Origin of the sequence: Microbacterium sp. LWH3-1.2, from assembly GCF_040675855.1 — a bacterium.
Lineage (GTDB): Bacteria > Actinomycetota > Actinomycetes > Actinomycetales > Microbacteriaceae > Microbacterium.
This window is the reverse complement of record NZ_JBEGIK010000001.1, coordinates 2,719,444-2,742,696: the sequence shown is the minus strand read 5'-3', so window position 1 is coordinate 2,742,696 and position 23,253 is coordinate 2,719,444. Positions and strand designations below refer to the sequence as shown.

Below are 23,253 nucleotides of genomic sequence, written 5' to 3'. Positions count from 1 at the left end.
TCTCGCTTACTTCCCCGAAACGTGAGTGACTCCGCGCCGTGATCGCGTCTCGGTCTACTCTTCTCGACGCGATTCACGCGAGAGCAACGAGGAGATGCCGATGTCGTTGCGCTGGGATACATCCACCCGACCTCCTGCCGAGCAGTACGCCTACTGGCGCCACACGCTGTGCGACGCCTTCACGCCGCTGCGCCCGGTCGAACGCGGTCAACGCGATGCCTGGCGGCGCCCGGGGCTGCCCGGCACTGTGGCCAGTGAGCTCCTCGGCCATGTCAACGCCGCCGAGATCGCCACATGTGCGCAGACGATCCATCACGGGCGGGCAGAGGTGGAGCGGTTGGAAGAGGACGTGGTCTTCGTCAATCTGATGCTGCGCGGTCGGTGCATCGTGCGTCAGGGGGCGACAGAGGCCTACTCGCCCGCCGGGACCTTCACGATCGTGGATGCCGCCGAGGAGTTCGTCCTCGACTACCTCGACCCGTGGACGTCGGTCTCGTTCCGTGTGCCCAGCGTCCGGCTGCACTCGCGTGTGCGGCGGGATCTGCGCGCGAAGTCGTTCTCGGCGCTGAGCGGCATGAGCGCGGTCCTGGCCGACTCGATGCGGTCGGCCTGGTCGGCCTCGCCCGACGTCGACGACGCGCAGCGGTCCGTGCTCGGCTCGGTCTTCGAGACCCTCCTCGACTCCTTCGCCGAGCAGGCCCCGATGGAGACCTACGTCGCGAGCGACGGGCGCGGAGAAGCCCTGCGCTCGAGTATCGAGCGGTATGTGACGCAGCATCTGCGGCACGGCGATGTGAGCCCGACGGCCACCGCTGCCCGCTTCGCCATCTCGGTGCGCAAGCTTCATCGGCTGTACGAGGGTGCCGCGATGTCGTACAGCCAGACCGTCATGCGCCTGCGGGTCGAGCAGTGCGCCGCCGAGCTCGCTCACCCGGCCGAGACGACGCTGACCGAGCTGGCTGCGCGGTGGGGGTTCGCGGACCTCTCGCACCTCAACCGCGCGTTCCGGGCGCACGTGGGCATGAGTCCGCGCGCGTACCGTTCCGTCGCGGCGTGAAGGTGTCGTCCCGCGTCGTCCGGTTCGCGTCGGCGGCGAGCGCGGGTGTACTCTGACCTCATGCGCTTCCGCGGGCTTCTCCTTCTTAGCCGCCGCGACGAGACCTCGTTCTAGGGCCTTCCTCGTCGCGGAGCTCTTCGTTGGCCCGCATCATCAGGCACTGAGCCACCCCGATCGGGCTGAGGCTCGGACCACACGAGAGAAGCGACGACATCATGGAGAACACCCAGAAGCCCTCGGGCATGCCGACCCACAAGTATCGGCCGTTCCACAAGCAGATCACCGTGCATCTGCCCGACCGCACCTGGCCGAACCAGCGCATCACGACCGCACCTCGCTGGTGCGCCGTCGACCTGCGCGACGGCAATCAGGCGCTCATCGACCCGATGAGCCCCGAGCGCAAGCGCATCATGTTCGACCTGCTCGTGAAGATGGGCTACAAGGAGATCGAGGTCGGCTTTCCCTCGGCGAGCCAGACCGACTTCGACTTCGTGCGTCAGCTCATCGAAGAGGACCTCATCCCGGACGACGTCACGATCCAGGTGCTGACGCAGGCCCGTGAGCACCTCATCGAGCGCACGTACGAATCCATCGCCGGCGCCAAGCAGGCGATCGTGCACCTGTACAACTCGACGAGCGTGCTGCAGCGTGAGGTGGTCTTCCGCACCGACGAGCAGGGCATCATCGACATCGCCCTCGAAGGCGCGCGCCTGTGCCGCGAGTTCGAGAAGCGCATCCCCGAGACAAAGGTCTTCTACGAGTACTCGCCCGAGAGCTACACCGGCACCGAGCTCGAGTTCGCGCTGAACGTGTGCAACCAGGTCATCGAGATCTTCGAGCCGACACCCGAGCGCAAGGTCATCATCAACCTGCCCGCCACCGTCGAGATGGCGACGCCGAACGTGTATGCCGACTCGATCGAGTGGATGAGCCGTCGCCTCGCTCACCGCGAGAACGTCATCCTGTCCCTGCACCCCCACAACGACCGTGGCACGGCGATCGCGGCAGCGGAGCTCGGCTACATGGCCGGCGCCGACCGCATCGAGGGGTGCCTCTTCGGCAACGGCGAGAGGACGGGCAACGTCGACCTGGTGGCGCTGGGCATCAACCTGTTCACGCAGGGCATCGACCCGCAGATCGATTTCAGCGACATCGACCAGGTGAAGCGCACGGTCGAGTACTGCAACCAGCTGCCCGTGCACGAGCGCAGCCCCTGGGCCGGCGACCTCGTGTTCACCGCGTTCAGCGGCTCGCACCAGGACGCCATCAAGAAGGGCTTCGAGGCGATGGACGCCCGCGCCGCAGCGACCGGCGTGACCGTGGACGAGATCGAGTGGGCGGTCCCGTACCTGCCGATCGACCCGAAGGACCTGGGTCGCTCGTACGAGGCGGTCATCCGCGTCAACTCGCAGTCGGGCAAGGGCGGCGTCGCATACCTGCTCAAGACCGACCACTCCCTGGATCTGCCCCGGAAGCTCCAGATCGACTTCTCGGGCGTGGTGCAGGTCAAGACCGACGCCGAGGGCGGCGAGGTCACGAGCGACCAGATCTGGAAGATCTTCACCGACGAGTACCTGCCGTCGGAGATCGCCGACGAGCGCTGGGGCCGCTTCGAGCTCCTGGCCACCAGCACCCGCAGCGACCTGTCGGGGGACGTCGCGCTCGACATCACGCTGCGCGACGGCGACGAGCGGTTCGAGGCATCCGGGCACGGCAACGGCCCTGTCGCCGCGTTCCTCGAGATCATCCGCGCACAGGGATTCGACGTGACGCTCTACGACTACGTCGAGCACGCCCTCAGCGCAGGCGGCGACGCGCAGGCGGCCGCCTACATCGAACTCCAGGTCGACGGCGAGCGCCTCTGGGGCGTCGGCATCGACTCGGACATCTCGACCGCATCGCTCAAGGCGATCGTGTCGGGCGTGAACCGCGCCATCCGTACGCGGCAGCGCTCCGGAGCCCTCGCGGGCGTCTGAGCGCGAACCGTCGACGGGTGTGCGCGGGTGATCCCCGCGCGCGCCCGTCGGTGTTCGTCACCCCGGTCGTCGAGCGGCATTTCGGCTCGCCGGCGTTCGCTCACTGCGAGTCTGCGCGAGTCGGACGGGTCGCTTCAGGGCTTGACGATCGGGATCGTCGAGGTCTCCACGGCCACCTTGCGGCGGTAGAGCGCGCGCTGTTCCGGCAGCGAGATGTCGAAGATGACGGCGAGCAGGCGTATCACCGTCGTCACGACGATGCCTATCACCGCGGCGACGACCACGCTCGCGCCGAGCTGCTCGGCGGTCGCGAGGACGAGGCATCCGATGCCCGCCGCTGCCGCGTACAGCGAGCTGACGTGCAGGATCGCGACCGGCAGCCCCATGATCACGTCGCGGAGGATGCCGCCGCCGACGGCCGCGCACACCCCGACGAACACGGCGGGCACGATCGGGAGACCGAGCACGAGCGCCTTGCTCGTGCCGAATGCCCCGAACAGGCCGATGACCAGGGCGTCGAGGCCGACGATGACGGCGTTCAGTCGCTGGAAGAGACCGGCGAGCAGCATCCCGAACAGGGCAGCGCCGGCAGCGGTGAGCAGGTACCAGTTGCTCTGCAGGGTGGTCGGCGCGACGTTGAGGAGCAGGTCGCGGATCAGACCTCCGCCCATGCCCATGACGATGCCGATGATCGCGACGCCGAGCAGGTCGAGCCGCCGTTCGCCGCGGAAGCCCGATGCGAACAGGGCGCCCTGGATGCCGCCGAGACCCACGGCGATGAGGTCGGCCCACAGGGGGATCACGAAGACCGGCTCGTCCACCCCTCCATTGTCGACGGCGATCAGGGGATGTGGGTGCGCACCGCCGACAGGAAGCCGTCGAGATCGTCGGTCCACAGCCGCACCGCCTCGATGCGGTCGCGGCCCTGCGGAAGCCGCACGTCGAGCGGGTGCTCGAGTCGGATCAGCACGTTCGTCTCGTTCGCGATACGCGCGGCGAACGTGCGGCCCTCCGGTTCGTCCACGACGGCCGGCGCCTTGTCGACGCGGTGCGCAGAGCGCTCGACGGATTGCACGACGTCCCATGGCAGGTCGAGATCGAGCTCGGCGCCCTGCCGCACCCGGATGCCGTCCGGCCCGACGGCGTGCGGTCGGGTGAGGTAGCCGAACAGGAGCCCGAGCATCCACGTCACGCCCCAGATGCCGAGGATGAGGAGCGGAATGCGGACCCAGGTCCACCGGTGGACGATGAGGTCCAGGATCGGGATCTCGACGGCTGACAGCACGATGAAGATCACCAGCAGGGTCATGACAGGGGAGTGGTACCGGAATGCGCTGGCGCCCGCGGGGACCCGCGGGCGACGGAACACGAGGCGGTAGATGCTCTGGTAGATCCCGAGCTCCACGATCCAGGCGCGGCGGGCGAGCGTGCGCAGCTTCGTCGGCCACGCGGGCGCGGTGGCCGGTCCGGGACGGTCGTCCACAGTGCTCATGATCGGCGGTCCTCGGCGGTGCGGGCCTCGTGCTCGTCGATGAGCCGGTTCAGGCGGTCGAGGACGTGCGCCAGCCCCCGCAGGGTGGCCTGCGTCGTCGCCTCGTCGAGGCCGTCGATGAGCTGCGCCCCGAGTTCGGTGTGCTCGGCATCCATGGCCCGCATCGCCTCCTCACCGCGCGGGGTCAGCGTCACGAGCACGGCCCGGCGGTCGTGGGGATGCGGCTCGCGCCGTGCGAAACCGGTGGCCTCGAGCCCGTCGACGAGGGTCGTGACGTTGCGCGGCGTGACGCTGAGCGCGGCCGCCAGCTCCGCCTGGGTGCGCGGGCCCTCGTGGAAGACGAGCCACAGCACGTGGGTGCGGGCGGGGGTGAGGCCCCGGCGATCGAGCTCGCGCTCCTGATCGGCGCCCAAGACGCCGGACAGCGCGAGGAGCGTGTCGAGAATCTGAGTACCGGACATAGTGAATAGAGCACACCACTTTGCGGACGGCACCCGCGGCGCTGTGCCACCCGATCGTGCGGGAGCGCAGGGATAATTGACGCGTGCCCACCTACCGCGATGAAGTCGTGGTCCTGCGCACCCACAAGCTGGGGGAGGCCGACAGGATCGTGACGATGCTCAGCCGCCGTCATGGCAAGCTGCGCGCCGTCGCCAAGGGCGTCCGTCGTACGTCGTCGCGCTTCGGCGCGCGCCTCGAGCCCTTCATGGTCGCGGACGTGCAGCTGTACCAGGGGCGATCGCTCGACATCGTCCAGCAGGCCGAGTCGCTGGGCTCGTACGGCGCCGAGATCGTGGCCCACTACGACCGGTACACCTCCGCGCACGCGATGGTCGAGGCGGCTGACCGCCTGAACGAGGCGGAGGCGACGCCCCAGCAGTACCTGCTCCTCGTCGGGGGACTACGTGCCCTGTCGCGCGGCGAGCATGCCGCCCGGAGCGTGCTCGATTCGTACCTGCTCCGTGCCATGGCACTGTCGGGCTGGGCGCCCGGCCTCGGCGAGTGTGCGCGCTGCGGGCGCCTCGGCCCTCATGACACCTTCGTCGCCCAGCAGGGTGGCATCGTCTGCCGCGACTGCGCTCCGACCGGCGCCGCCCGCGTCGACGCCGCCACCGTATCGCTCCTGCAGTCGCTGATGGCAGGGGAGTGGGACGTGGTGGATGCCGCGCCCCCGGGGTCGACCGCCGCCGCTTCGGGTCTCATCGCCGCCTATGCGCAGTGGCACCTCGAGCGCGGCATCCGTTCGCTCTCCCATGTCTCGGCAGCCCCGCAGGAAGGCCCCAGGTGACCCCGAAGCCCTACACGCACCGCGACGCGGTGCCGTACCGCCCGCTCGACTGGACCGGCGTCCACCCGCCGGAGTATCCGAGAGGCGCCGTGCCGAATCACGTCGCGATCGTGATGGACGGAAACGGACGCTGGGCGAACCGCCGCGGCCTCACCCGTATCGAGGGACACAAGGCGGGCGAGGCCGCGTTGCTGGATGTCGTGGCCGGCGCGATCCAGGCGGGCGTGAAGCACCTCTCGGTCTACGCCTTCTCGACCGAGAACTGGTCGCGCTCGCCCGACGAGGTCCGCTTCCTCATGGGCTACAACCGCGATGTGCTTCACCGGCGCCGCGATCAGCTCAACGAGTGGGGCGTGCGCATCCAATGGGCCGGCCGCAAGCCACGCCTGTGGGGCAGCGTCATCAAGGAGCTCCAGTTCGCCGAGCAGCTGACCACCGGCAACGACGTGCTGACGCTCACGATGTGCGTGAACTACGGCGGCCGCATCGAGCTGGTCGACGCGATGCGCTCGATCGCCGACGACGTCGCGTCGGGACGCCTGAAGCCCTCGGCCGTGTCGGAGAAGCTCATCCAGCGGAGGCTGTACCGCCCCGAGATGCCGGACGTCGATCTGTTCCTCCGCTCGAGTGGTGAGCAGCGAACGTCGAACTTCCTGCTGTGGGAGTCCGCCTACGCGGAGTTCGTGTTCCTCGACACGCTGTGGCCCGACTTCACGCGAGAGGACCTGTGGCGCGGCATCGACACCTATCTCGGCCGTGATCGCCGTTTCGGCGGTGCCGTGGACGCGCCGGCCTCCTCCTCGACGACCTGAGCCGGGCTCCCGCGACCGACGGGGTATCCAGCGCGCCTTCGCGCCCTCATCATTGACGTGAGCCGCGCGCATGCGGCCGGTCAGGAGGCGCATCATGGCCCTGTCAGGGCCCCGGGTGGGCCTCGCCGCGATCCTGAGCCTTGTCATCGTCTTCGCCCTCACAGGATGCGGGACGACCGTGACCGGGGAGGCGGGGCGGACGACGACGGCGAGCCCGTCAGCGTCCGCGGAAGAGACGGACGAGGGCACCCCCGACGGCGAGACCGACGGCGAGACCGACGGCGACGCCGACGGCGACGAGCAGGGGCAGACCGACTCCGACGGCGGCGAGGATCCCGCCCAGGACCGTGTCCGCACGGGCCCCGTCGCCCAGTACGGGGGCCCCGCCTACGGCGATCAGGGCACGGCCGAGGTCCTGGAGGCCGGTCTCTGGTGCAAGACGATCGCGGTGTTCTGGGGCGGCACCGTGCCCATACCCGAGGGGGTCGGCTTCACGTTCGAGAACGCCGTGCCCGATCGGCCCGGCCTCCGGGTGGAGGGCGGGGTCTGCGGCACCCGCGGTGCGGATCGCTCGTGCCTCGGCATGCTGGTCCGGGCGAACGAGTCCGGCATCTTCTGCAGTCTCCTCCTGCGCCCCGGCAGCGACTTCCAGGACGGCACCGCGATCACGTTCCGCGGCACGCTCGAGTGCCCGACCGCCGAGATCTGCGACCAGGTCGCCGCGCGCGAGGTCGAGCCGGGCCCGCCGATCATCGTCGACGACCCGGAGCCCTCCGCCGAACAGGAGCAGCCGCAGCAACAGCGGGAAGAGGAGCAACCGGACGAGGAGCAGCCGACCGAGCCCCCCGATCCCGGACAGTCGCCGCAGCCAGGGGAGGAGAGCGGGTGACCGACCACCCGGCGATCACGCCTTCCGAGCCGTCGGCGCCCGAGCACGAGACGCCGCCGCGCGTCGAGCCGCGCGCGATCGAGCCCGGCCTGGGCTTCGAGAAGTGGATGGGCTTCCTCTCCTCGTTCGTGGCTCCGCTCACGCTGGTCACCGCGCTGCTCTTCTACTTCGGCTACGTCTCGACACGAGAGTTCTTCCGGTACTTCGGGGTCGACGTCGACATCATCGGCCTGAGCTCGCAGGAGTTCGTGATGCGCAGCCCCGGCGCCCTCTTCATCCCGGTGATGGTGCTCACCCTGCTCGCGGCTACGGCGATCCTCGGCCATCGCGCCCTCCGCACGTGGCTGCTCGCGCAGCAGCGCCCGGCGCAGCGCCGGGTGATCGGCATCCTCGCATGGACGGGGATCGGCTTCATCCTCGCCGGTCTCGTGCTGGCCTTCCTCGTGCCGTTCCTCCCGGGGTGGACGTACGGGCAGCTCCTCACCCCGCTGTTTCTCGCGATCGGCGCGGGACTCGCCGCCTACGCCTCCGCCACCGTTCGCGCCCTCGACCCTTCGAGCGGTGGGAGAGGCGTGGTCGTGCTGCTCGTCCTCGTGATGATCGCCGGAACGTTCTGGTCGACCGCGACCATCGCGCAGTGGTGGGGACGCGGGCAGGCGCGCTCCCTCGCCGCCGACCTCACCACGCTTCCCGCCGTCGTGCTCGACACGCGTGAGCGGCTCTTCCCGGGCAACGACGCGATCACCTTCCAACAGCTCGGGGACGAGGCATCCGTCGAAGATCCTGCGGCCGAGCCGCAGACGTTCGGGTACCGCTACTTCGGCCTCCGGCTGCTCGCGCAGGGTGGCGGACGCCTGTACCTCGTCCCGGACTCTTGGTCACCGGACGCCTCGACCCTCGTGGTGCCGTACGACGACGTCCGGGTGAGATTCCGGTTCGTGCCCGACGCCGATCCGCCGATTCCCTGAGCATCCGCACCACAGGCGACGCATTCGGTGGAATAGATGCGCGGCGGCGGGCAGTTGTCCTCTGCATGACGGATGCCATCAAGATCGACGTGTGGAGCGACATCGCCTGCCCCTGGTGCTACATCGGCAAGCGGAATCTCGAGAACGGACTGGCCGCGGCATCCGCGGATGACGACGCCCCGGCCGTGGAGGTGACGTACCACTCGTTCGAACTGTCGCCCGATACCCCCGTCGACTTCGAAGGCGATGAGCTCGACTTCCTCGCGAAGCACAAGGGGATGCCGCGCACCCAGGTGCAGCAGATGCTCGAGCGCGTCACCGGCGTCGCCGCCGAAGCCGGCCTCGAGTACCGCTTCGACCTCCTCAAGCACACGAACACCGTGAAGGCCCACGAGCTCCTGCATTTCGCGAAGGAGCGGGGGCGGCAGCACGAGCTCGCCGAGCGCCTGATGGCCGCGTATTTCACGGAGGGGCGCCATCTCGGTCGCGAGGACGAGCTCGTCCACCTCGCGGCGGAAGCGGGTCTCGACGCCGATGACGCGCGGGAGGCCCTGCAGAGCGGGCGCTACCTCGACGCGGTGCGCACCGATCAGGCGCAGGCTGTCGCCTACGGCATCAACGGGGTGCCCTTCTTCGTGATCGACGGCAAGTACGGCGTGTCGGGGGCGCAGCCGGCCGAGGCCTTCGCGCAGATCGTGCGCCAGGTGTGGTCCGAGCACCGCGAGCCCGCCGACGTCGACGCCTGATCGCCACACGAGAATGGGCCCGTCGCGATTTCATCGCGGCGGGCCCGTTCGGTCACTCCGGGTCAGCGAGGAAGGTTCGCCTCGATAACCTCGATAATGACCGGGTCGTCGGGCTTGACCTTCGGACGGAAACGGTGGACGCCACCCTCAGGCGTCAGGACGAACTTCTCGAAGTTCCAGACGATCGGGCCTTTCTTTCCTTCGGCGTCGCGCGCCTTCTTCAGCGCCTTGTAGACCGGGGCGGCGCCGGGACCGTTGACCTTGACCTTGTCGAAGACGGGGAACGTCACACCCCACGTGACCGAGCAGTACTCGAGGATCTCCTCCATCGACCCCGGCTCCTGGCCCATGAACTGGTTGCAGGGAAAGCCCAGGACCGTGAAGCCGCGGTCGGCGTAGGCACGCTGCAGCTGCTCGAGCTGCTCGTACTGCGGGGTCAGGCCGCACTTCGAGGCGACGTTGACCACGAGGATCACCTGGTCGCCGTACTCCGAGAGGGTGGCGGTGCCGCCGTCGGCGGTGTCGAAGGGGATCTCGCGCAGGTCGGTGAGCGTGGCCTCGGTCATCGTCCCAGGCTAAGCCCTCTGCACAGGGGCGCGGCCGTTCAGCCAAGCAACGGATTCCTGTAAGAGAATGGAACGCATGACGACTGCCCTCGCCCCTGCGCCGACGCTGCGCATCGGGCCCATCGAACTCGACGCCCCCGTGGTGCTCGCGCCGATGGCAGGCATCACCAACACGGCTTTCCGGCGCCTCTGCCGCGAGTACGGAGCCGGTCTCTACGTCAGCGAGATGATCACGACGCGCGCCCTCGTGGAGCGCAACGCGACGACGATGCGCCTGATCACGCACCACGAGTCCGAGACCCCCCGCTCGATCCAGCTGTACGGCGTCGACCCTGCGACCACCGAGGCCGCCGTGCGCCTGCTCGTCGAAGAGGATCGCGCCGACCACATCGACCTGAATTTCGGATGCCCCGTCCCCAAGGTCACCCGCAAGGGCGGGGGAGCGGCGCTGCCCTGGAAGCTCGGCCTGTTCCGCGACATCGTGACGCGCGCGTCTCGCGCTGCCGGCGACATCCCCCTCACGGTCAAGATGCGCAAAGGCATCGACGCCGACCACCTCACCTACCTCGATGCCGGCCGCATCGCCGAGGACGCCGGTGTGGCTGCCGTCGCCCTGCATGCCCGCACGGCGTCGGAGTTCTACTCGGGCGAGGCGGACTGGTCGGCGATCGCGAAGCTCAAGGAAGCCGTCACCAGCGTCCCCGTGCTCGGCAACGGCGACATCTGGTCGGCCGACGACGCCGCGCGCATGATGCACGAGACCGGCTGCGACGGCGTCGTCGTCGGGCGCGGATGCCTCGGGCGTCCCTGGTTGTTCGGTGACCTCGCCCGTGAGCTCGGCGGCCCCGGTGCCGCACCGGCCGAGCCGGTCGACGCGACCCTCGGCTTCGTCTCCCGCGCGTTCCGCCGGCACGCGGAGCTGCTCGTCGAGTTCTTCGAGGACGAGGACCGCGGCTGCCGAGACATCCGCAAGCACGTCGCGTGGTACTTCAAGGGCTACCCGGTCGGCGGCGAGCTCCGCGCGAGTCTGGCCACCGCGTCGAGTCTCGCCGAGATCGACGATCTCCTCGCCACCCTCGACGCCGACGCCCCGTATCCGGGCGCGGCGGCGGAAGGCCAGCGCGGGCGTGCCGGCACGCCGAAGCGCCCCGCTCTACCCGACCGCTGGCTCGAATCGCGCGAGCTCAGCGCCGAGGCCACGACCGCCATCGCCGAAGCGGAACTCGACCACAGTGGCGGCTGACCTGGCCGGCGCGTCGGAGCGCCCCGTGGGGTACGACGACGCCGACGCCGACCGCTTCCACGCCGAACGCCACCGCTCGCAGCGCGGCGACTTCGCCCGCGACCGCGCCCGTGTGCTGCACTCCGCGGCTCTGCGACGCCTCGCCGCGAAGACGCAGGTGCTGAGCCCCGCGAGCCCCGCCGACTTCGCGCGCAACCGCCTCACCCACTCGCTGGAGGTCGCCCAGGTCGGCCGCGAGCTGGCGACCGCACTCGATCTCGCCGCCGACGTCGTCGACACCGCCTGCCTCAGCCACGACCTCGGGCACCCGCCCTTCGGCCACAACGGCGAACGCGCGCTGAATGAGTGGGCCGAGAACGTCGGCGGATTCGAGGGCAACGCGCAGACCCTGCGCATCCTCACACGGCTCGAGCCGAAGGTGGTCGACGGCGACGGCCGCAGCTTCGGCCTGAACCTCACCCGTGCGAGCCTCGACGCCGCGTGCAAATACCCGTGGACCGCTGATCACCCGTTGCCCGACCCGGGCGGCCGGCTCAAGTTCGGCGTCTACCCCGAAGACGAAGAGGTCTTCCGCTGGATCCGCGCCGGTGCGCCGGGCCGGCTCCGCTGCATCGAGGCCGAGGTGATGGACCTCTCCGACGACATCGCCTACTCGGTCCATGATTTCGAGGACGCGATCGTCAACGGCTACCTCGACCCGGCGCGCCTGGTCGATCCGCGCGAGCACGAGTGGCTCCTCACGGCGATCCAGTCCTGGGTGGGTTTCGACTTCGCCCGTGACGAACTCGAGGATGCACTGTTCCGACTCACCCGCATGCCCGAGTGGATGGATTCCTTCGACGGCACCCGTGCCGCGCTGGCGCGCCTCAAGAACCTCACTTCGGACCTGATCGGCCGCTTCGCGCGCGCTGCAACGACGGCGACGCGCGAGTCGTACCCGACGTCTGTGCTCACGCGCTATCGCGGCCACCTCATCGTGCCCCGAATCGTCGAGGCCGAGATGGCCGTGCTCAAGGGCATCATCGGCGCCGCGGTCGTGTCGATCGAAGGACGCAAGGACCTCTACAAAGAGCAGCGACGCCTCCTCAAGCGCCTCGCCACCGCTCTGTGGGAGCGCCCCGACGCGCTCGATGCGCTGCACGCGGAGGACTTCGCGGCTGCCGAGACGGATGCTGCACGCCGCCGCGTCCTCGTCGACCAGGTCGCCAGCCTCACCGACCAGCTCGCGATCGCATGGCACGGGTCACTCGTCGAGCCGGTGGATGCCGCATCCGTCGGCATTTGGGCACCGGGCGCTCGCCCCATGGACACGGCTTCCCACGCCCTCCGCGCTTCCGAGGCGCGCTGATGGCGGGGCGCATCCGCCAGGCGGACGTCGACGAGGTCAAGGCGCGCACGAACATCGCCGACATCATCGGCGAGCGGGTCGCGCTCAAGTCCGCCGGTGTCGGCTCGATGAAGGGGCTCTGCCCGTTCCACGACGAACGCAGTCCGAGCTTCAACGTGCGTCCGCAGGCCGGCTTCTACCACTGCTTCGGCTGCGGCGAGTCCGGTGACGTGTACTCGTTCTTGCGCGCGATGGACCACGTGACCTTCACCGAAGCCGTCGAACGGCTGGCGGGCCGCATCGGCTACGCGCTGCACTATGAGGACGGTGGCGCCGCCCCTGAGCACACCGGCCGCGCGCGCCTGTATGCCGCGAACGCGGCGGCGGCGGAGTTCTTCCGTTCGCAGCTCATGACGCCCGAGGCGGACATCGCACGACGGTTCCTCGGCCAGCGCGGCTTCGACGCGGGCGCCGCGGCCCACTTCGGCGTCGGGTTCGCCCCCAAGGGCTGGGAGGGCATGACCAAGGCGCTGCGCGCCCAGGGGTTCACCGAGGAGGAGCTCTCGTCCGCCGGCCTCGTGTCGCAGGGGCAGCGCGGCGTCTACGACCGCTTCCGTGGCCGCGTGGTCTGGCCGATCCGCGACGTCACCGGGCAGGTGATCGGGTTCGGCGCGCGCAGACTCTTCGACGACGACAACGGCCCCAAGTACCTGAACACGCCTGAGACGACGATCTACAAGAAAGCGCAGGTGCTCTATGGCCTGGACCTCGCCAAGCGCGAGGTCTCCCGCCAGCACCAGGTGGTCGTGGTCGAGGGCTACACCGACGTGATGGCATGCCACCTGGCAGGCGTCACCACTGCGATCGCGACATGCGGCACCGCGTTCGGATCCGACCACATCACGGTGCTCCGGCGTGTGATGGGAGACGACTCCACGTCCGGCGAGGTCGTCTTCACCTTCGACCCGGATGCCGCGGGGCAGAAGGCGGCGCTGCGCGCCTTCGCCGATGCCAAGCGATTCAACGCGCAGACGTATGTCGCCACCGGCCCGGAAGGGCTCGATCCGTGCGACCTGCGGCTCGCCCGCGGCGACGGCGCCGTGCGGGCGCTGCTCGAGACGAAGGTGCCCATGGTCGAGTTCGTGCTCGATCAGCGCATCTCGGGCTACGACCTGCGAAGCGTCGAAGGGCGGGTGGGCGCGCTGCGGACGGCGGCTCCGGTGGTCGCCGAGCTGAGGGACCCGCTGCTACAGCCCGAGTACGTGCGTGTGCTCGCTCGACGACTCGGCATGGACACCGAGGACGTCCGCCGGGAGGTCGAGCGCGCGGGCAGGAGCAACGGGGGCGGCCGACGCGACGCCGCGCCCGGCACGTCCGAATCGCCGGAGCCGTCGGTGATCGACGGCGCTCTGCGCGTCACGCTCGGGACCCTTCCGCGCACGCCCGACATCGGGATCGAGCGTGACGCGCTGATGGGTGTGCTGCAGTTCGGCCACCGGATGGATCCGTCACTCGTCGCACGCGCGCTCGACCTGCCGTTCCGGCATCCGGCTCTGGAAGCCGTGCGCGTCGCCGTGCGCGACGCTCCGGGGATGCAGCGCCCCGGCTGGGCGGTGGATGCCGTCGCCAACGTCCGCGAGCCCTACCGGTCGCTCGCCGCGGAGCTTCTCGCCGCCGACTTCCCCGCTCTGAGCGACGAGGAGGCGGTGTCCTCGGCGAGCGACCTCGCGCGCCGCCTGGTGATGCGCGGATTCGACCGCGAGAAGGCGGAGCTGCTCGGCGCGATCCAGCGCGTGCCCGCGGACTCGGAAGAGGGCCGCGCGATCCGGCTGCGCCTGCGGGAGCTCGACGCCCAGCGCCAGGCGCTGGCCGACGAGGGATCCTGAACGGATCCCGTCGGCTGGCGTCGGCGCCGGTCGCAGGGCAGGATGAGGACATGGCTCGCCGACGAGACGCGGATGTCGCGATCGACTGTTCCGATCTGTCGATCGCGCGCTCCGGGCGCGGAGCCCCTGCCCAGCGCGTCGTCGACGGCGTCTCGTTCACGTTGCCGCATGGGGGCGTCCTCGCGCTGATGGGGCCTACCGGCTCCGGCAAGTCGTCGCTCGCGGCGGTGTTGGCAGGCGCCGACGAACCGGGTCTCGCGGTGGTGGGGGGCCGCGGCCTCGTCGAGGGGGTCGCAGTGCGGCACCCCCGCCGTGCCCATCGGTATCTCACCTACTACGCCGGGTACGTCCCGCAGTCCGCCGGGGCCCGGCTGCCGGCACGCCTCACCGTCGCAGAGGTGATCGGCGAGCCGATCACAAGCCGCGACCGACGCGTCAGCGCACGCGCACTCGCGGTGCGGGTGGCGTCGCTCCTCGACGAGCTGATGCTGCCGCTCGGCGCCGCACCCAAGTACCCGTACGAGCTCAGCGCCGGGATGCGCCAGCGCGTGGCGCTGGCCCGGGCGCTGGTGCTCCAGCCTCGCGTCCTGATCGCCGACGAGCCCTTCGCCAACATGGACGTCGAGGTACGCAAGGCGGCGCGCGAGGCGGTGCTCCGCCGGCGGCGTGAATTCGACATGGCGGCGCTCGTCGTGACGAACGAGCCGGAGGTCGTACGCGAGCTCGACGCGGATGTCCTCGTGCTGCGGGCAGGTCATGCGGTCGCCTTCGGACACGGAACGCAGGATCTGCTGTGGACGCCCGACGGCCGGGTCGATCAACGTCTGGTCAACAACTGAGCCGCGCGCGTGGTCATGAGCACCGGTTGAGCTTTGCTAGTATGGACTGGTTGCCCGCACGAGAGTGCGGACCATTCCTCCATAGCTCAATTGGCAGAGCAATCGGCTGTTAACCGATAGGTTCTTGGTTCGAGTCCAAGTGGGGGAGCGAAAGCCTCGGGGCTCCACCCCCGGGGCTTTCTTCGTCTCCGGGACCACATCGAGGAGTGCACATGGCGGCTCGCGCGAAGCCCTCGCCGCGTCTGGCTGTCGAGGGCGGCGTACCCGCCCCGGCGCCCGTCTACCGCTCGATTCCGCTGCTGCTCACGCTGGGCGTGTTCGGCGCCACGGTTCTCTGGGTCGGGCTGGTCGTGCTGTTCGGGGACGAACCCTGGATGTTCCCCATCTCGGCGCCGGCGCCGTGGCTCTTCCTCGCCCTCGCGCCGTCGCTCATCGCGATCCTGCTCGCGGTCCGGGGCATCGCGCTGTGGTCGCTGCTCTTCGCCGCGGCGAGCGTGTGGCTCGTCCCCACGGGCCTCGCGACGGTCGCGGTCGTGCTGGTCGCCCTTTGGACGGTGCGCGGCATTCGCAGTCAGTGGGCTGCCCACGATCTCGACTCCGTGATCGCCACGGCTGCGGCGCACGGGCTTCCCGTACTGGTCGTGCAGCACGTGGCGGGCACGGCGCGGGCGCGCAAGACCACCGACACGACGCAGGTGCAGGTACGCGACGTCGACACCGGCGAACTCTCGACGGCGCGGGTCTGGGGCCCGATGATCACGGGGACCACCTTTGTGCGCCAGGGGATGAACGTCATCGCACAGGCGCCGCCCGGAGCCGACGCGGAGCTGCGCCGCTGGGTCGAGCGCCAGAACCGCCGGAGCGCGCCGACCACGGCGTGACCACGGCCGCAGCCGTGGCCCGGACCGTATGCACGACCCGGCCCACGGCTCGGGCGACGCGAGTTCAGAGCGTCGTCAGCAGCTCCTGCATCTCGGCGATCTCGGCCGTCTGGTCGACGATCACGCTCTGGGCGAGGGCGAGCACGTCCGGGTCCTGCCCGTCGGCGAGGGCGGCCTGCGCCATCTCGACGGCACCCTCGTGGTGCACGATCATCTGCTCGAGGAAGAGGCGGCTCGCCTCGGGCCCGTCGGCTTCGCGCAGCGCGGTGATGTCGGCCTCCGACATCATCCCGTCGCCGTGATTCATGCCTCTCGAGGCATCGGGGTCGTGAGGAACGCCCCACTCGTCGAGCCAGCCCTCCATGAGCTCGATCTCCGGCCCCTGGGCGGCCTTGATCCGCTCCGCCAGCTCGACGACGCGGGGATCCACCCCTTCCTTCGCGAGCACCACGTCGGACATCTCGATCGCCTGCTCGTGGTGGGGAATCATCATGACGACGAACATCTGGTCGGCCATGGCGACGGAGGACGCGGAGTTCGAGGGCCTCTGCGACCCGTGGTCCATCCCGGGCATCGAGCCCGGGCCGGCGGCCCCGTTCGCACACCCGGCCAGCCCCAGGGCGACGGCGAGGGGGAGGACGGCGACGAGGGTGCGCGTGCGGTGGTGGTTCATTTCTTCTTCTCTCTGTCGTTGCGGGTGCGGCGCTGATGCGCCCGACGAATCGGGCGCTGGACCGCTCACGTCCGGCTGACGGAGAGAACAGTGAGAGAGGGTGGATGCTGCGGCGCACCGTCGACGGGCACGCCGACGGTTGCGGCGCTCCAGAACAGCTCGCGCCGCCCGAGCCACCACGACGAGCCGGACGGTGCGACGAACAGTGCAGTGAGGAGGAGGGCGAGGACGCAGACCACCGCCCAGACGCTGGGAATGGAAGGCTCTGCCGGCGTGATGGCGCTCTCGGTCATCGAGCCCTGGTGCTCGTGATGCTGCGCCGTGCCGGACTGGACCGACGCCACCGTCATCGGCGATCCGTGCGCGGCATGCGATCCCTGGGAAGCGAGCACGTGCATGCCGAGAAGGCCCAGCACGATCGCCGCGATCATCACAGCGTGCACACCGAACCCGACGCGCGTCGAGCGGGGTTCGCGCTGCAGCGGCAGCATCCGTGCACCTCCTCGACGTCGGGACGCCTATCAGCGTCCTCACGAGTCTACCGCGATACCCCCTGAGGGTATAGCCGTGATCAGTGTCCGCTCAGGCGTCGAGGTCGTCGATGCCCGGGGTCCAGGAGCTGCCCGGCCGGCCCCAGCCGCGTTTGCGCGCGATCTTCTGCACGGTCTTCCAGTCACCGTCGTCGAGGCGGTCGACGTAGAGGATGCCGTCGAGGTGGTCGAACTCGTGCTGCATGATGCGCGCGCGCCAGCCGTCGACCTGGATGCGGACGGGTTCCCCCTCGAGGCCTGTGCCGGTCACGAGCACCTCGTCGGACCGACGCAGCGGGAACCGCTCGCCGGGGAACGACAGGCAGCCCTCCGACTCCTCATCGGGATCGGGTGCACCGGGCTCGAGGGGCTTCATCCACAGTTCGGGGTTGATGATCACGCCGCGCCAGGGCTCACCGTCGTCGTCGGCGTAGGTGTACGTGTAGATGCGCAGCGGCACACCCACCTGCGGGGCTGCGAGACCCACGCCGGGCGCGGCATCCATCGTCTCGAACATGTCGGCGACCAGGGTGCGGATCTCGTCCGTGATCTCTTCGACGACGGACGCGGGGGAGTGCAGGACGGGATCGCCCATGATGCGAATCGGGAGAACAGCCACGCCTTGAGCCTATCGACCGGCGCCTGCGGCTAGTGTCGATGTGTGGTGTGGACGGCGGTGGAGCTCGAGGACGTGGGCGATCAGCTCGTCGGCGCGTTCCAGAACCCCGGCATCCTCATCGGCATCCCGCTGGCCCTGCTCGGCGCCGTCTTCATGTCGTTCGGCGCCCAGTACCAGCACCGCGGAGTCACCAAGGTCGAGCGACTCTACGGTTCCCAGAGCAACGGCGGGCTCGGCGCGAACCACCTGCTGAAGCTCCTCGCACGGCCGTCCTGGGTGATCGGCACGGTCATGCTGGGGCTCGCCATCGTGTGCCAGCTGTCGGCTTTGGCGTACGCGCCACTCATCGTTGTGCAGCCCCTCGGGGCGATCGCCCTCGTGATCACGACCCTGCTGAACGCGCAGATCAGCGGGCACAAGCCGACCAGGCGGTCTCTGACCGCCATCGGGGCGTGCGTCGGCGGCATCTTCATCTTCGTGACCATCGCGGCTCTGTACGCGACCGAGAAGCCGGTGTCGAACGGACAGCTCATCACGATCCTGGTGCTGCTCGGCATCGTCACCGTCGTCTTCGCGGGTCTATGGATCTGGCTGCGCTCGCGTATGGGGGCGCTGTTCTACATCATCGCCGCGGGAGTCATCTACGGCTTCGTCGCGACCCTCGCCAAGGTCGTGATCGTTCGCATCCAGGCGAGCGACTTCAACTGGCTCACCTTCACGTGCCTCGCCGCTCTCATCGCGGGAGCCATCGTCGGCGCGTACTTCGTGCAGAACGCGTATGCCTCCGGGCCACCCGACCTGGTCGTCGCAGGCCTCACCGTCATCGACCCGATCGTGGCGATCTTCATCGGCCTGACAGTGCTGCAAGAGGCGGCCGGCGCACCGCTCTGGGTCTACATCTCGTTCGCGTTGGTCGGCGCTGTCGCCGTATGGGGCGTTTTCCAGCTCGCCCGTCACCATCCGCAGGTGCTCAGCGAGAGCCAGGAGCTCCCGATCCCGCGGGGGAGTGCCGGACGGGCGACGGATGCCGCCCACCCGCACACGGCATCGATAAAGGTGACAGAGGCCGTCGCCAAGGTGTGGCCGGAACCACCCGTGAAGGACCCAGCCGACGAGGCGGAAGGCAAGCCGGGCAGGTAGGCTCGTCCACGTACTCATCCGTGCGCGGGGCGGTGGCCAAGCTGGTCAAGGCAGCGGGCTCATAACCCGACGATCGTGGGTTCAAGTCCCACCCGCCCTACCCGACGAGGCCCGTCGCGATCATGCATCGCGGCGGGCCTCGGCGCGTTCCACCGGACACGCAGGTCCCCGGACAACGACCGGATGAGAATTCGTTCATACCCCTAACTTTCGGAGGGGGGAGCAGTGACGGACGGCTCGGTTTGCCTGTAGCGTCAGCGGCATCAACTGTCCCTGGCTCCTGATGGAGGCGAACGATGAAGTTCTTGCAGAGGCTCGGCAGGTCGATCATGCTCCCGGTGGCCGTGCTGCCGGTGGCTGCGATCCTGTCCGGCATCAGCTACTGGATCAGCAACGGGGGAAAGAGTCCCAACCTCGTCTCCGCGTTCCTCGGCGCAGCGGGCGGCTCGCTGCTCGACAATATGGCGCTGCTGTTCGCCGTCGGCATCGCGCTCGGGATGGCGCAGAAGTCCGACGGCACCTCGGCGCTGGCCGGGCTCGTGTCGTGGCTCGTGGTGACGACGCTCCTCAAGCCGGAGACCGTCGCCCTCTACACGGGGATCGCCGACGTCAACGAGGTCGACCCCGCGTTCCTCAAGGTGCAGAACGTCTTCGTCGGCATCATCTGCGGTCTGATCGGCGCGTTCTGCTACAACCGCTTCAAAGACACGAAGCTCCCGGACGCGCTGTCGTTCTTCTCGGGCAAGCGCTCGGTCGCGATCGTCACCGCCGGCGCGTCGCTGGTCGTCGCCATCGCTCTTTTCTTCATCTGGCCATGGGTCTACGGCGGTCTCGTCACGTTCGGCGAATGGATCGTCACGCTCGGCCCCTTCGGCACGGGCATCTACGGCTTCCTCAACCGGCTCCTCATCCCCGTGGGCCTGCATCACGCGCTCAACTCGGTGTTCTGGTTCGACGTCGCGGGCATCAACGATCTGAACAACTTCCTCTCCGGCGAAGGCACCTACGGCGTCACCGGCCAGTACATGACCGGCTTCTTCCCGATCATGATGTTCGGTCTGCCGGGAGCCGCCCTCGCCATGTACCTCACCGCGAAGACCACGCGCAAGAAGCTCGCCTACGGCATCCTCCTCGGCGGCGCGATCTCGTCCTTCTTCGTGGGCGTCACTGAGCCTCTCGAGTTCGCCTTCATGTTCCTGGCGCCCGTGCTGTATGTCACCCACGCCCTGTTCACGGGCATCTCGATGGCGATCAGTCAGATCCTGCCCGTGCGCATGGGCTTCGGCTTCTCGGGCGGCTTCATCGACCTCGTCCTCAACTGGATGAACCCGATGGCGCAGAACCCGTGGCTGATCCCCGTGATGGGCGTCTTCTGGTTCTTCATCTACTTCGGGGTGTTCTACTTCTTCATCAAGCGGTTCAACCTGAAGACCCCGGGCCGCGAGGACGACGACATCCTCGGGGAGGGGACCGAGTACGACACACACGTCGCCGACGACAAGTACCTCGTCACCGGCAGCCGTTTCATCGACGCGCTCGGCGGAAAGGACAACATCCTCGAACTGGAGAACTGCGCAACGCGCCTGCGTATGGAGATCGATGACGTCAGCAAGGTCGACGAGACCGCGCTCAAGCGCGCCGGCGCCGCGGGCACCATGAAGCCGGGCGGCAAGTCGGTGCAGGTGGTCTACGGAACGAACGTCCAGTTCGTGAAGGACGCGATGGAGCAGATCATCGCGGGTGAGGTCGCGGCGCCGTCAGGTGCGGCGCCCGAGCCGGCGATCGCCCCCGCCGCCGTCAGCACCGCGGTGCTCACCGACACGCCCGCGACCACCACCGTCACCCTGCGCCAGCCGCTCGAGGGCAAGGTCGTGTCATTGTCCGCGGTGCCCGACCCGACCTTCGCCCAGGGCATCATGGGCCCGGGCATCGCGATCGAGCCGACCGGCAATACGGTCGTGGCGCCGGCCGACGGCACCATCGGCGCCACGTTCGACAGCAGTCACGCGGTGGCGCTCGTGCTCGACGACGGCACGGAGCTGCTGATCCACGTCGGCATCGACACCGTCGGGATGAAGGGCGACGGCTTCGAGACCCTCGTCGAGAAGGGGCAGAAGGTCACGGCGGGAACGCCGCTCCTGCGCTTCGACCTCGCGAAGATCCATGCGGCCGGACACCCCTCCATCACTCCGGTGATCGTGCTCAACAACGAGAACGCGGTCGTCAGCTTCGATTGACGCCCGCATCCCGGAGGCGATGAACGGGACGGATGCCTCGACCCCGAGGCATCCGTCCCGTCTTCACATCGCGTTGCCGATGTAGGAGTACTTGACGAAGACCTCGGGGGCCAGGCCCGCCTCTTCGAGCACGCCCTGAACGGCGCTCAGCATGTAGCTGGAGTCCCAGCCCATGTAGAGCGAGTGCTGGTCGTCGAGGCGGTCCCACTGGCCGTTCCAGGACTGTGCCGTGTAGACCGGACCGCCCCGGCGCGCGCTGTACGCGACGACCGCCTCTCGGGAGTCCGCCCAGAGCCGCTTGAAGACGCGGTTGAAGAGGTACTTGACGTCGGGCACCTCCCAGTGCTCGCCGCAGTACTCGACGTACGACCACTCGCGGTGCCAGCCCGGGGGCCATCCGCGGCGGCGGACGGCGTCGAGGATCGGGGTCAGGCCGTCATCGTCGATCGCCGGGCCGCCCGGACGCTTCCAGACCTCGACGAACCGTCCGGTGAGCCGCATCGATCGTCGGGCGATCGCGGCCGTGCCCCATGAGGGCAGGTCGGCGAGCTCAGCCGTGGTCGAGACGGCGCTGCGGGCGTACAGCGCCCGCTTCTCGGGGAACGAGAGGTCGAAAGCGCGGACGGCGAGGTCCTCCTCGAGAACCGTGAGGTTGCCGATCGTCTTCGCGAGCGCGCGATGGCTGTTCTGCTCGTCGTCCGTGTACGACGCCCACTCGCGGACGCCGTCGCCCGACCAGCCGTCGCCGGGAGCGAGCGGGAAGATGTGCTCGACGTCCAGACCGCCCGCCCCGTCCACCCCGGCGATGCGGCCGAGGACGTAGGCCGCGTGGGGGAGTTCCGAGTACTTGAGGGCGACAGCGACGCGCTCGTCGGACGGCGTGATGCGCGAGATCGCCGACACGAGCGCAGCCGCGCCGTCTTCGCGGGCCCGGCACAGCCGCGCGACGAGGCGGTCAACGCCGGTGCCGACGACGGCCCGCCGCGCGAGCAGCGACTGCACCATCTCGAGCGTGTCGATCAGTTCGTCGTGCCCGAGTAATCGCCGCTCGAAGTCGCGGTACGTTCGCATGACGAGCGGGTACATTCCGGTGCCGAACGTGCCGAGGTACGCGAGGTGGCGCGTGATCTCGGCATCCGGAGCCTCATTCGGCCGGAGCAGGATGCGGTACACGCGGGAGAGTTCGCGCCACTCGTCGGCGTGGCGCCGCAGGCCCTCGAAGTCGAGCCGTGGGAACTCGTGGCGGAAGGCGTCGTACACGCCGCGGCCGCCGACGACGGTCACCTCGCGGCCGGTCCGCATGACGAGGTACTGCCGCCAGAACTCCGCGATCGAATCGCCCGTGTTCTGCTCGATCACCTGCCAGTAGTCGGCTTCGATCTCGCGCTGCTCGGAGTGATTCAGTCCCATCAGCACGTAGTTGTGGATGAGCTCATGGTCGCGCAACGGCTCGCCGGTGGAGTTGAGGCTCTCGAAGATCTGCTGCGCGTTGGCGCCGGCGCCGAGCGTGATCGCAACGTGCTCGAGCTTCTGGAGTCCCCGCCAGATGTGCGGCGCCTCCTCGAGGCTGATCTGGCTGCGGAAGAACGCGTAGTTGTCGTCGAACCGCGAGTCGCGGTGCTCCCCGGCCGGGAGCGGGAGGTCGAGCACGACGCGTTCGAACACCGACGCCCACGCCCGGTGCGGACGAAGCTTCGTGCGCGCGTCGTCGTGGGAGTGGACGAGAACGCGCTGGAGCTGATCGGCGAGGTCGGGATCTGTTTCGCGGACGGTGTGGTGCAGGGCTGCGACCAGCAGCATGAGCGTCGTCGTGCGCTGCTGTCCGTCGATCAGCACCAGCTCCGCGTCCGACCCCTCGCCGCTCGCGGAGGAGAGGATCGAGCCGATGAAGTGCATCTGCCGATCGTCGAGTTCCGCGACCGCACGGATGTCGGCGAGCAGCTGCTCGCACCCGCCGATGTCCCACCGGTACTGCCGCTGATACACCGGGACCACGATCGTCCAGTCCGCGGCGGAGAGCCAGCCGATGGTGTTGACAGCAGTGGCATCGACGTTCGTGGCAGTGACCATGGCCCGTCCAGTCT

Annotated in this window: 22 protein-coding genes and 2 tRNA genes; 16 read left to right on the top strand and 8 right to left on the bottom strand. The window is 69.1% G+C overall.

What is annotated here, in order from left to right:
- Window positions 1–100 precede the first annotated feature (100 nt).
- Both MRBLWH3_RS12775 and leuA read left to right on the top strand, forming a co-directional pair.
- Complete coding sequence (locus tag MRBLWH3_RS12775; protein ID WP_363432479.1) at window positions 101–1,057, top strand: helix-turn-helix domain-containing protein; 957 nt, start codon at window positions 101–103, stop codon at window positions 1,055–1,057.
- Window positions 1,058–1,272: 215 nt separating this feature from the next.
- Window positions 1,273–3,033: a 2-isopropylmalate synthase gene (gene leuA / locus MRBLWH3_RS12770; protein ID WP_363432476.1), complete on the top strand. Its 1,761-nt coding sequence runs from the start codon at window positions 1,273–1,275 to the stop codon at window positions 3,031–3,033.
- 134 nt (window positions 3,034–3,167) lie between these two features.
- On the opposite strand, the gene MRBLWH3_RS12765 is transcribed toward leuA, so the two are convergent.
- Genes MRBLWH3_RS12765 through MRBLWH3_RS12755 form a run of 3 tightly spaced genes read right to left on the bottom strand, consistent with a single transcriptional unit; the run spans window position 3,168 to window position 4,986 of the window.
- The gene (locus MRBLWH3_RS12765) at window positions 3,168–3,854 is read right to left on the bottom strand and encodes a trimeric intracellular cation channel family protein (protein ID WP_363432474.1); all 687 of its coding nucleotides are present in this window, start codon (window positions 3,852–3,854) and stop codon (window positions 3,168–3,170) included.
- Window positions 3,855–3,874: 20 nt separating this feature from the next.
- On the bottom strand, window positions 3,875–4,525 hold the full coding sequence (locus MRBLWH3_RS12760) for a hypothetical protein (RefSeq protein WP_363432471.1): 651 nt from the start codon (window positions 4,523–4,525) through the stop codon (window positions 3,875–3,877).
- The gene (locus tag MRBLWH3_RS12755; protein ID WP_363432468.1) at window positions 4,522–4,986 is read right to left on the bottom strand and encodes a MarR family winged helix-turn-helix transcriptional regulator; all 465 of its coding nucleotides are present in this window, start codon (window positions 4,984–4,986) and stop codon (window positions 4,522–4,524) included. Before MRBLWH3_RS12755 ends, MRBLWH3_RS12760 begins: the two co-directional genes overlap by 4 nt.
- An 83-nt stretch (window positions 4,987–5,069) precedes the next feature.
- On the opposite strand from MRBLWH3_RS12755, the gene recO reads away from it, so the two are divergent.
- The 5 genes from recO (at window position 5,070) to MRBLWH3_RS12730 (ending at window position 9,228) form a co-directional block, all read left to right on the top strand.
- Window positions 5,070–5,813: a DNA repair protein RecO gene (recO, locus tag MRBLWH3_RS12750; protein ID WP_363432466.1), complete on the top strand. Its 744-nt coding sequence runs from the start codon at window positions 5,070–5,072 to the stop codon at window positions 5,811–5,813.
- Window positions 5,810–6,625, top strand: coding sequence for an isoprenyl transferase (locus MRBLWH3_RS12745; protein ID WP_363432464.1), 816 nt, complete (start codon window positions 5,810–5,812; stop codon window positions 6,623–6,625). Before recO ends, MRBLWH3_RS12745 begins: the two co-directional genes overlap by 4 nt.
- Before the next feature lie 94 nt (window positions 6,626–6,719).
- A complete protein-coding gene (locus tag MRBLWH3_RS12740; RefSeq protein ID WP_363432461.1) occupies window positions 6,720–7,514 on the top strand; it encodes a hypothetical protein in 795 nt (264 codons plus the stop codon).
- Window positions 7,511–8,482, top strand: a complete 972-nt coding sequence (locus tag MRBLWH3_RS12735; RefSeq protein ID WP_363432458.1) for a hypothetical protein — start codon at window positions 7,511–7,513, stop codon at window positions 8,480–8,482. Before MRBLWH3_RS12740 ends, MRBLWH3_RS12735 begins: the two co-directional genes overlap by 4 nt.
- A gap of 65 nt (window positions 8,483–8,547) precedes the next feature.
- Window positions 8,548–9,228, top strand: a complete 681-nt coding sequence (locus MRBLWH3_RS12730) for a DsbA family oxidoreductase (protein WP_363432456.1) — start codon at window positions 8,548–8,550, stop codon at window positions 9,226–9,228.
- A gap of 62 nt (window positions 9,229–9,290) precedes the next feature.
- Here the strand turns inward: MRBLWH3_RS12730 and MRBLWH3_RS12725 are convergent, their stop codons facing one another.
- Window positions 9,291–9,794 (bottom strand): glutathione peroxidase, encoded by a 504-nt coding sequence (locus tag MRBLWH3_RS12725; RefSeq protein WP_363432454.1) that lies wholly within the window; start codon window positions 9,792–9,794, stop codon window positions 9,291–9,293.
- Window positions 9,795–9,870: 76 nt separating this feature from the next.
- Between MRBLWH3_RS12725 and dusB the strand changes: the two genes are divergently transcribed.
- The 6 genes from dusB (at window position 9,871) to MRBLWH3_RS12695 (ending at window position 15,970) form a co-directional block, all read left to right on the top strand.
- Window positions 9,871–11,037, top strand: coding sequence for a tRNA dihydrouridine synthase DusB (gene dusB, locus MRBLWH3_RS12720; protein ID WP_363432451.1), 1,167 nt, complete (start codon window positions 9,871–9,873; stop codon window positions 11,035–11,037).
- Window positions 11,027–12,385, top strand: coding sequence for a deoxyguanosinetriphosphate triphosphohydrolase (locus MRBLWH3_RS12715; RefSeq protein WP_363432449.1), 1,359 nt, complete (start codon window positions 11,027–11,029; stop codon window positions 12,383–12,385). Before dusB ends, MRBLWH3_RS12715 begins: the two co-directional genes overlap by 11 nt.
- On the top strand, window positions 12,385–14,250 hold the full coding sequence (gene dnaG / locus MRBLWH3_RS12710; protein ID WP_363432446.1) for a DNA primase: 1,866 nt from the start codon (window positions 12,385–12,387) through the stop codon (window positions 14,248–14,250). The genes MRBLWH3_RS12715 and dnaG overlap by 1 nt, the downstream gene beginning before the upstream one ends.
- A gap of 50 nt (window positions 14,251–14,300) precedes the next feature.
- Window positions 14,301–15,089 (top strand): ATP-binding cassette domain-containing protein, encoded by a 789-nt coding sequence (locus MRBLWH3_RS12705; RefSeq protein ID WP_363432443.1) that lies wholly within the window; start codon window positions 14,301–14,303, stop codon window positions 15,087–15,089.
- A 75-nt stretch (window positions 15,090–15,164) separates the two neighbouring features.
- A tRNA-Asn gene (locus MRBLWH3_RS12700) sits at window positions 15,165–15,237 on the top strand.
- A gap of 64 nt (window positions 15,238–15,301) precedes the next feature.
- Window positions 15,302–15,970, top strand: coding sequence for a hypothetical protein (locus MRBLWH3_RS12695; RefSeq protein ID WP_363432441.1), 669 nt, complete (start codon window positions 15,302–15,304; stop codon window positions 15,968–15,970).
- 64 nt (window positions 15,971–16,034) lie between these two features.
- Here MRBLWH3_RS12695 and MRBLWH3_RS12690 read toward each other — a convergent pair whose 3' ends face one another.
- The 3 genes from MRBLWH3_RS12690 to def all read right to left on the bottom strand — a co-directional run bounded on the left by MRBLWH3_RS12690 (window position 16,035) and on the right by def (window position 17,792).
- On the bottom strand, window positions 16,035–16,643 hold the full coding sequence (locus tag MRBLWH3_RS12690; RefSeq protein WP_363432438.1) for a DUF305 domain-containing protein: 609 nt from the start codon (window positions 16,641–16,643) through the stop codon (window positions 16,035–16,037).
- Between the two features lie 65 nt (window positions 16,644–16,708).
- Window positions 16,709–17,134: a DUF6153 family protein gene (locus MRBLWH3_RS12685; RefSeq protein WP_363432436.1), complete on the bottom strand. Its 426-nt coding sequence runs from the start codon at window positions 17,132–17,134 to the stop codon at window positions 16,709–16,711.
- 91 nt (window positions 17,135–17,225) lie between these two features.
- On the bottom strand, window positions 17,226–17,792 hold the full coding sequence (def, locus tag MRBLWH3_RS12680; protein ID WP_363432433.1) for a peptide deformylase: 567 nt from the start codon (window positions 17,790–17,792) through the stop codon (window positions 17,226–17,228).
- 42 nt (window positions 17,793–17,834) lie between these two features.
- On the opposite strand from def, the gene MRBLWH3_RS12675 reads away from it, so the two are divergent.
- The 3 genes from MRBLWH3_RS12675 to nagE all read left to right on the top strand — a co-directional run bounded on the left by MRBLWH3_RS12675 (window position 17,835) and on the right by nagE (window position 21,169).
- Window positions 17,835–18,932, top strand: coding sequence for a DMT family transporter (locus MRBLWH3_RS12675; protein WP_363432431.1), 1,098 nt, complete (start codon window positions 17,835–17,837; stop codon window positions 18,930–18,932).
- A 26-nt stretch (window positions 18,933–18,958) separates the two neighbouring features.
- Window positions 18,959–19,032 (top strand) — tRNA-Ile (locus tag MRBLWH3_RS12670).
- A 196-nt stretch (window positions 19,033–19,228) separates the two neighbouring features.
- On the top strand, window positions 19,229–21,169 hold the full coding sequence (nagE, locus tag MRBLWH3_RS12665) for an N-acetylglucosamine-specific PTS transporter subunit IIBC (RefSeq protein WP_363432428.1): 1,941 nt from the start codon (window positions 19,229–19,231) through the stop codon (window positions 21,167–21,169).
- A gap of 63 nt (window positions 21,170–21,232) precedes the next feature.
- On the opposite strand, the gene MRBLWH3_RS12660 is transcribed toward nagE, so the two are convergent.
- The gene (locus MRBLWH3_RS12660) at window positions 21,233–23,239 is read right to left on the bottom strand and encodes a DUF262 domain-containing protein (protein ID WP_363432425.1); all 2,007 of its coding nucleotides are present in this window, start codon (window positions 23,237–23,239) and stop codon (window positions 21,233–21,235) included.
- Between the last annotated feature and the right edge of the window lie 14 nt (window positions 23,240–23,253).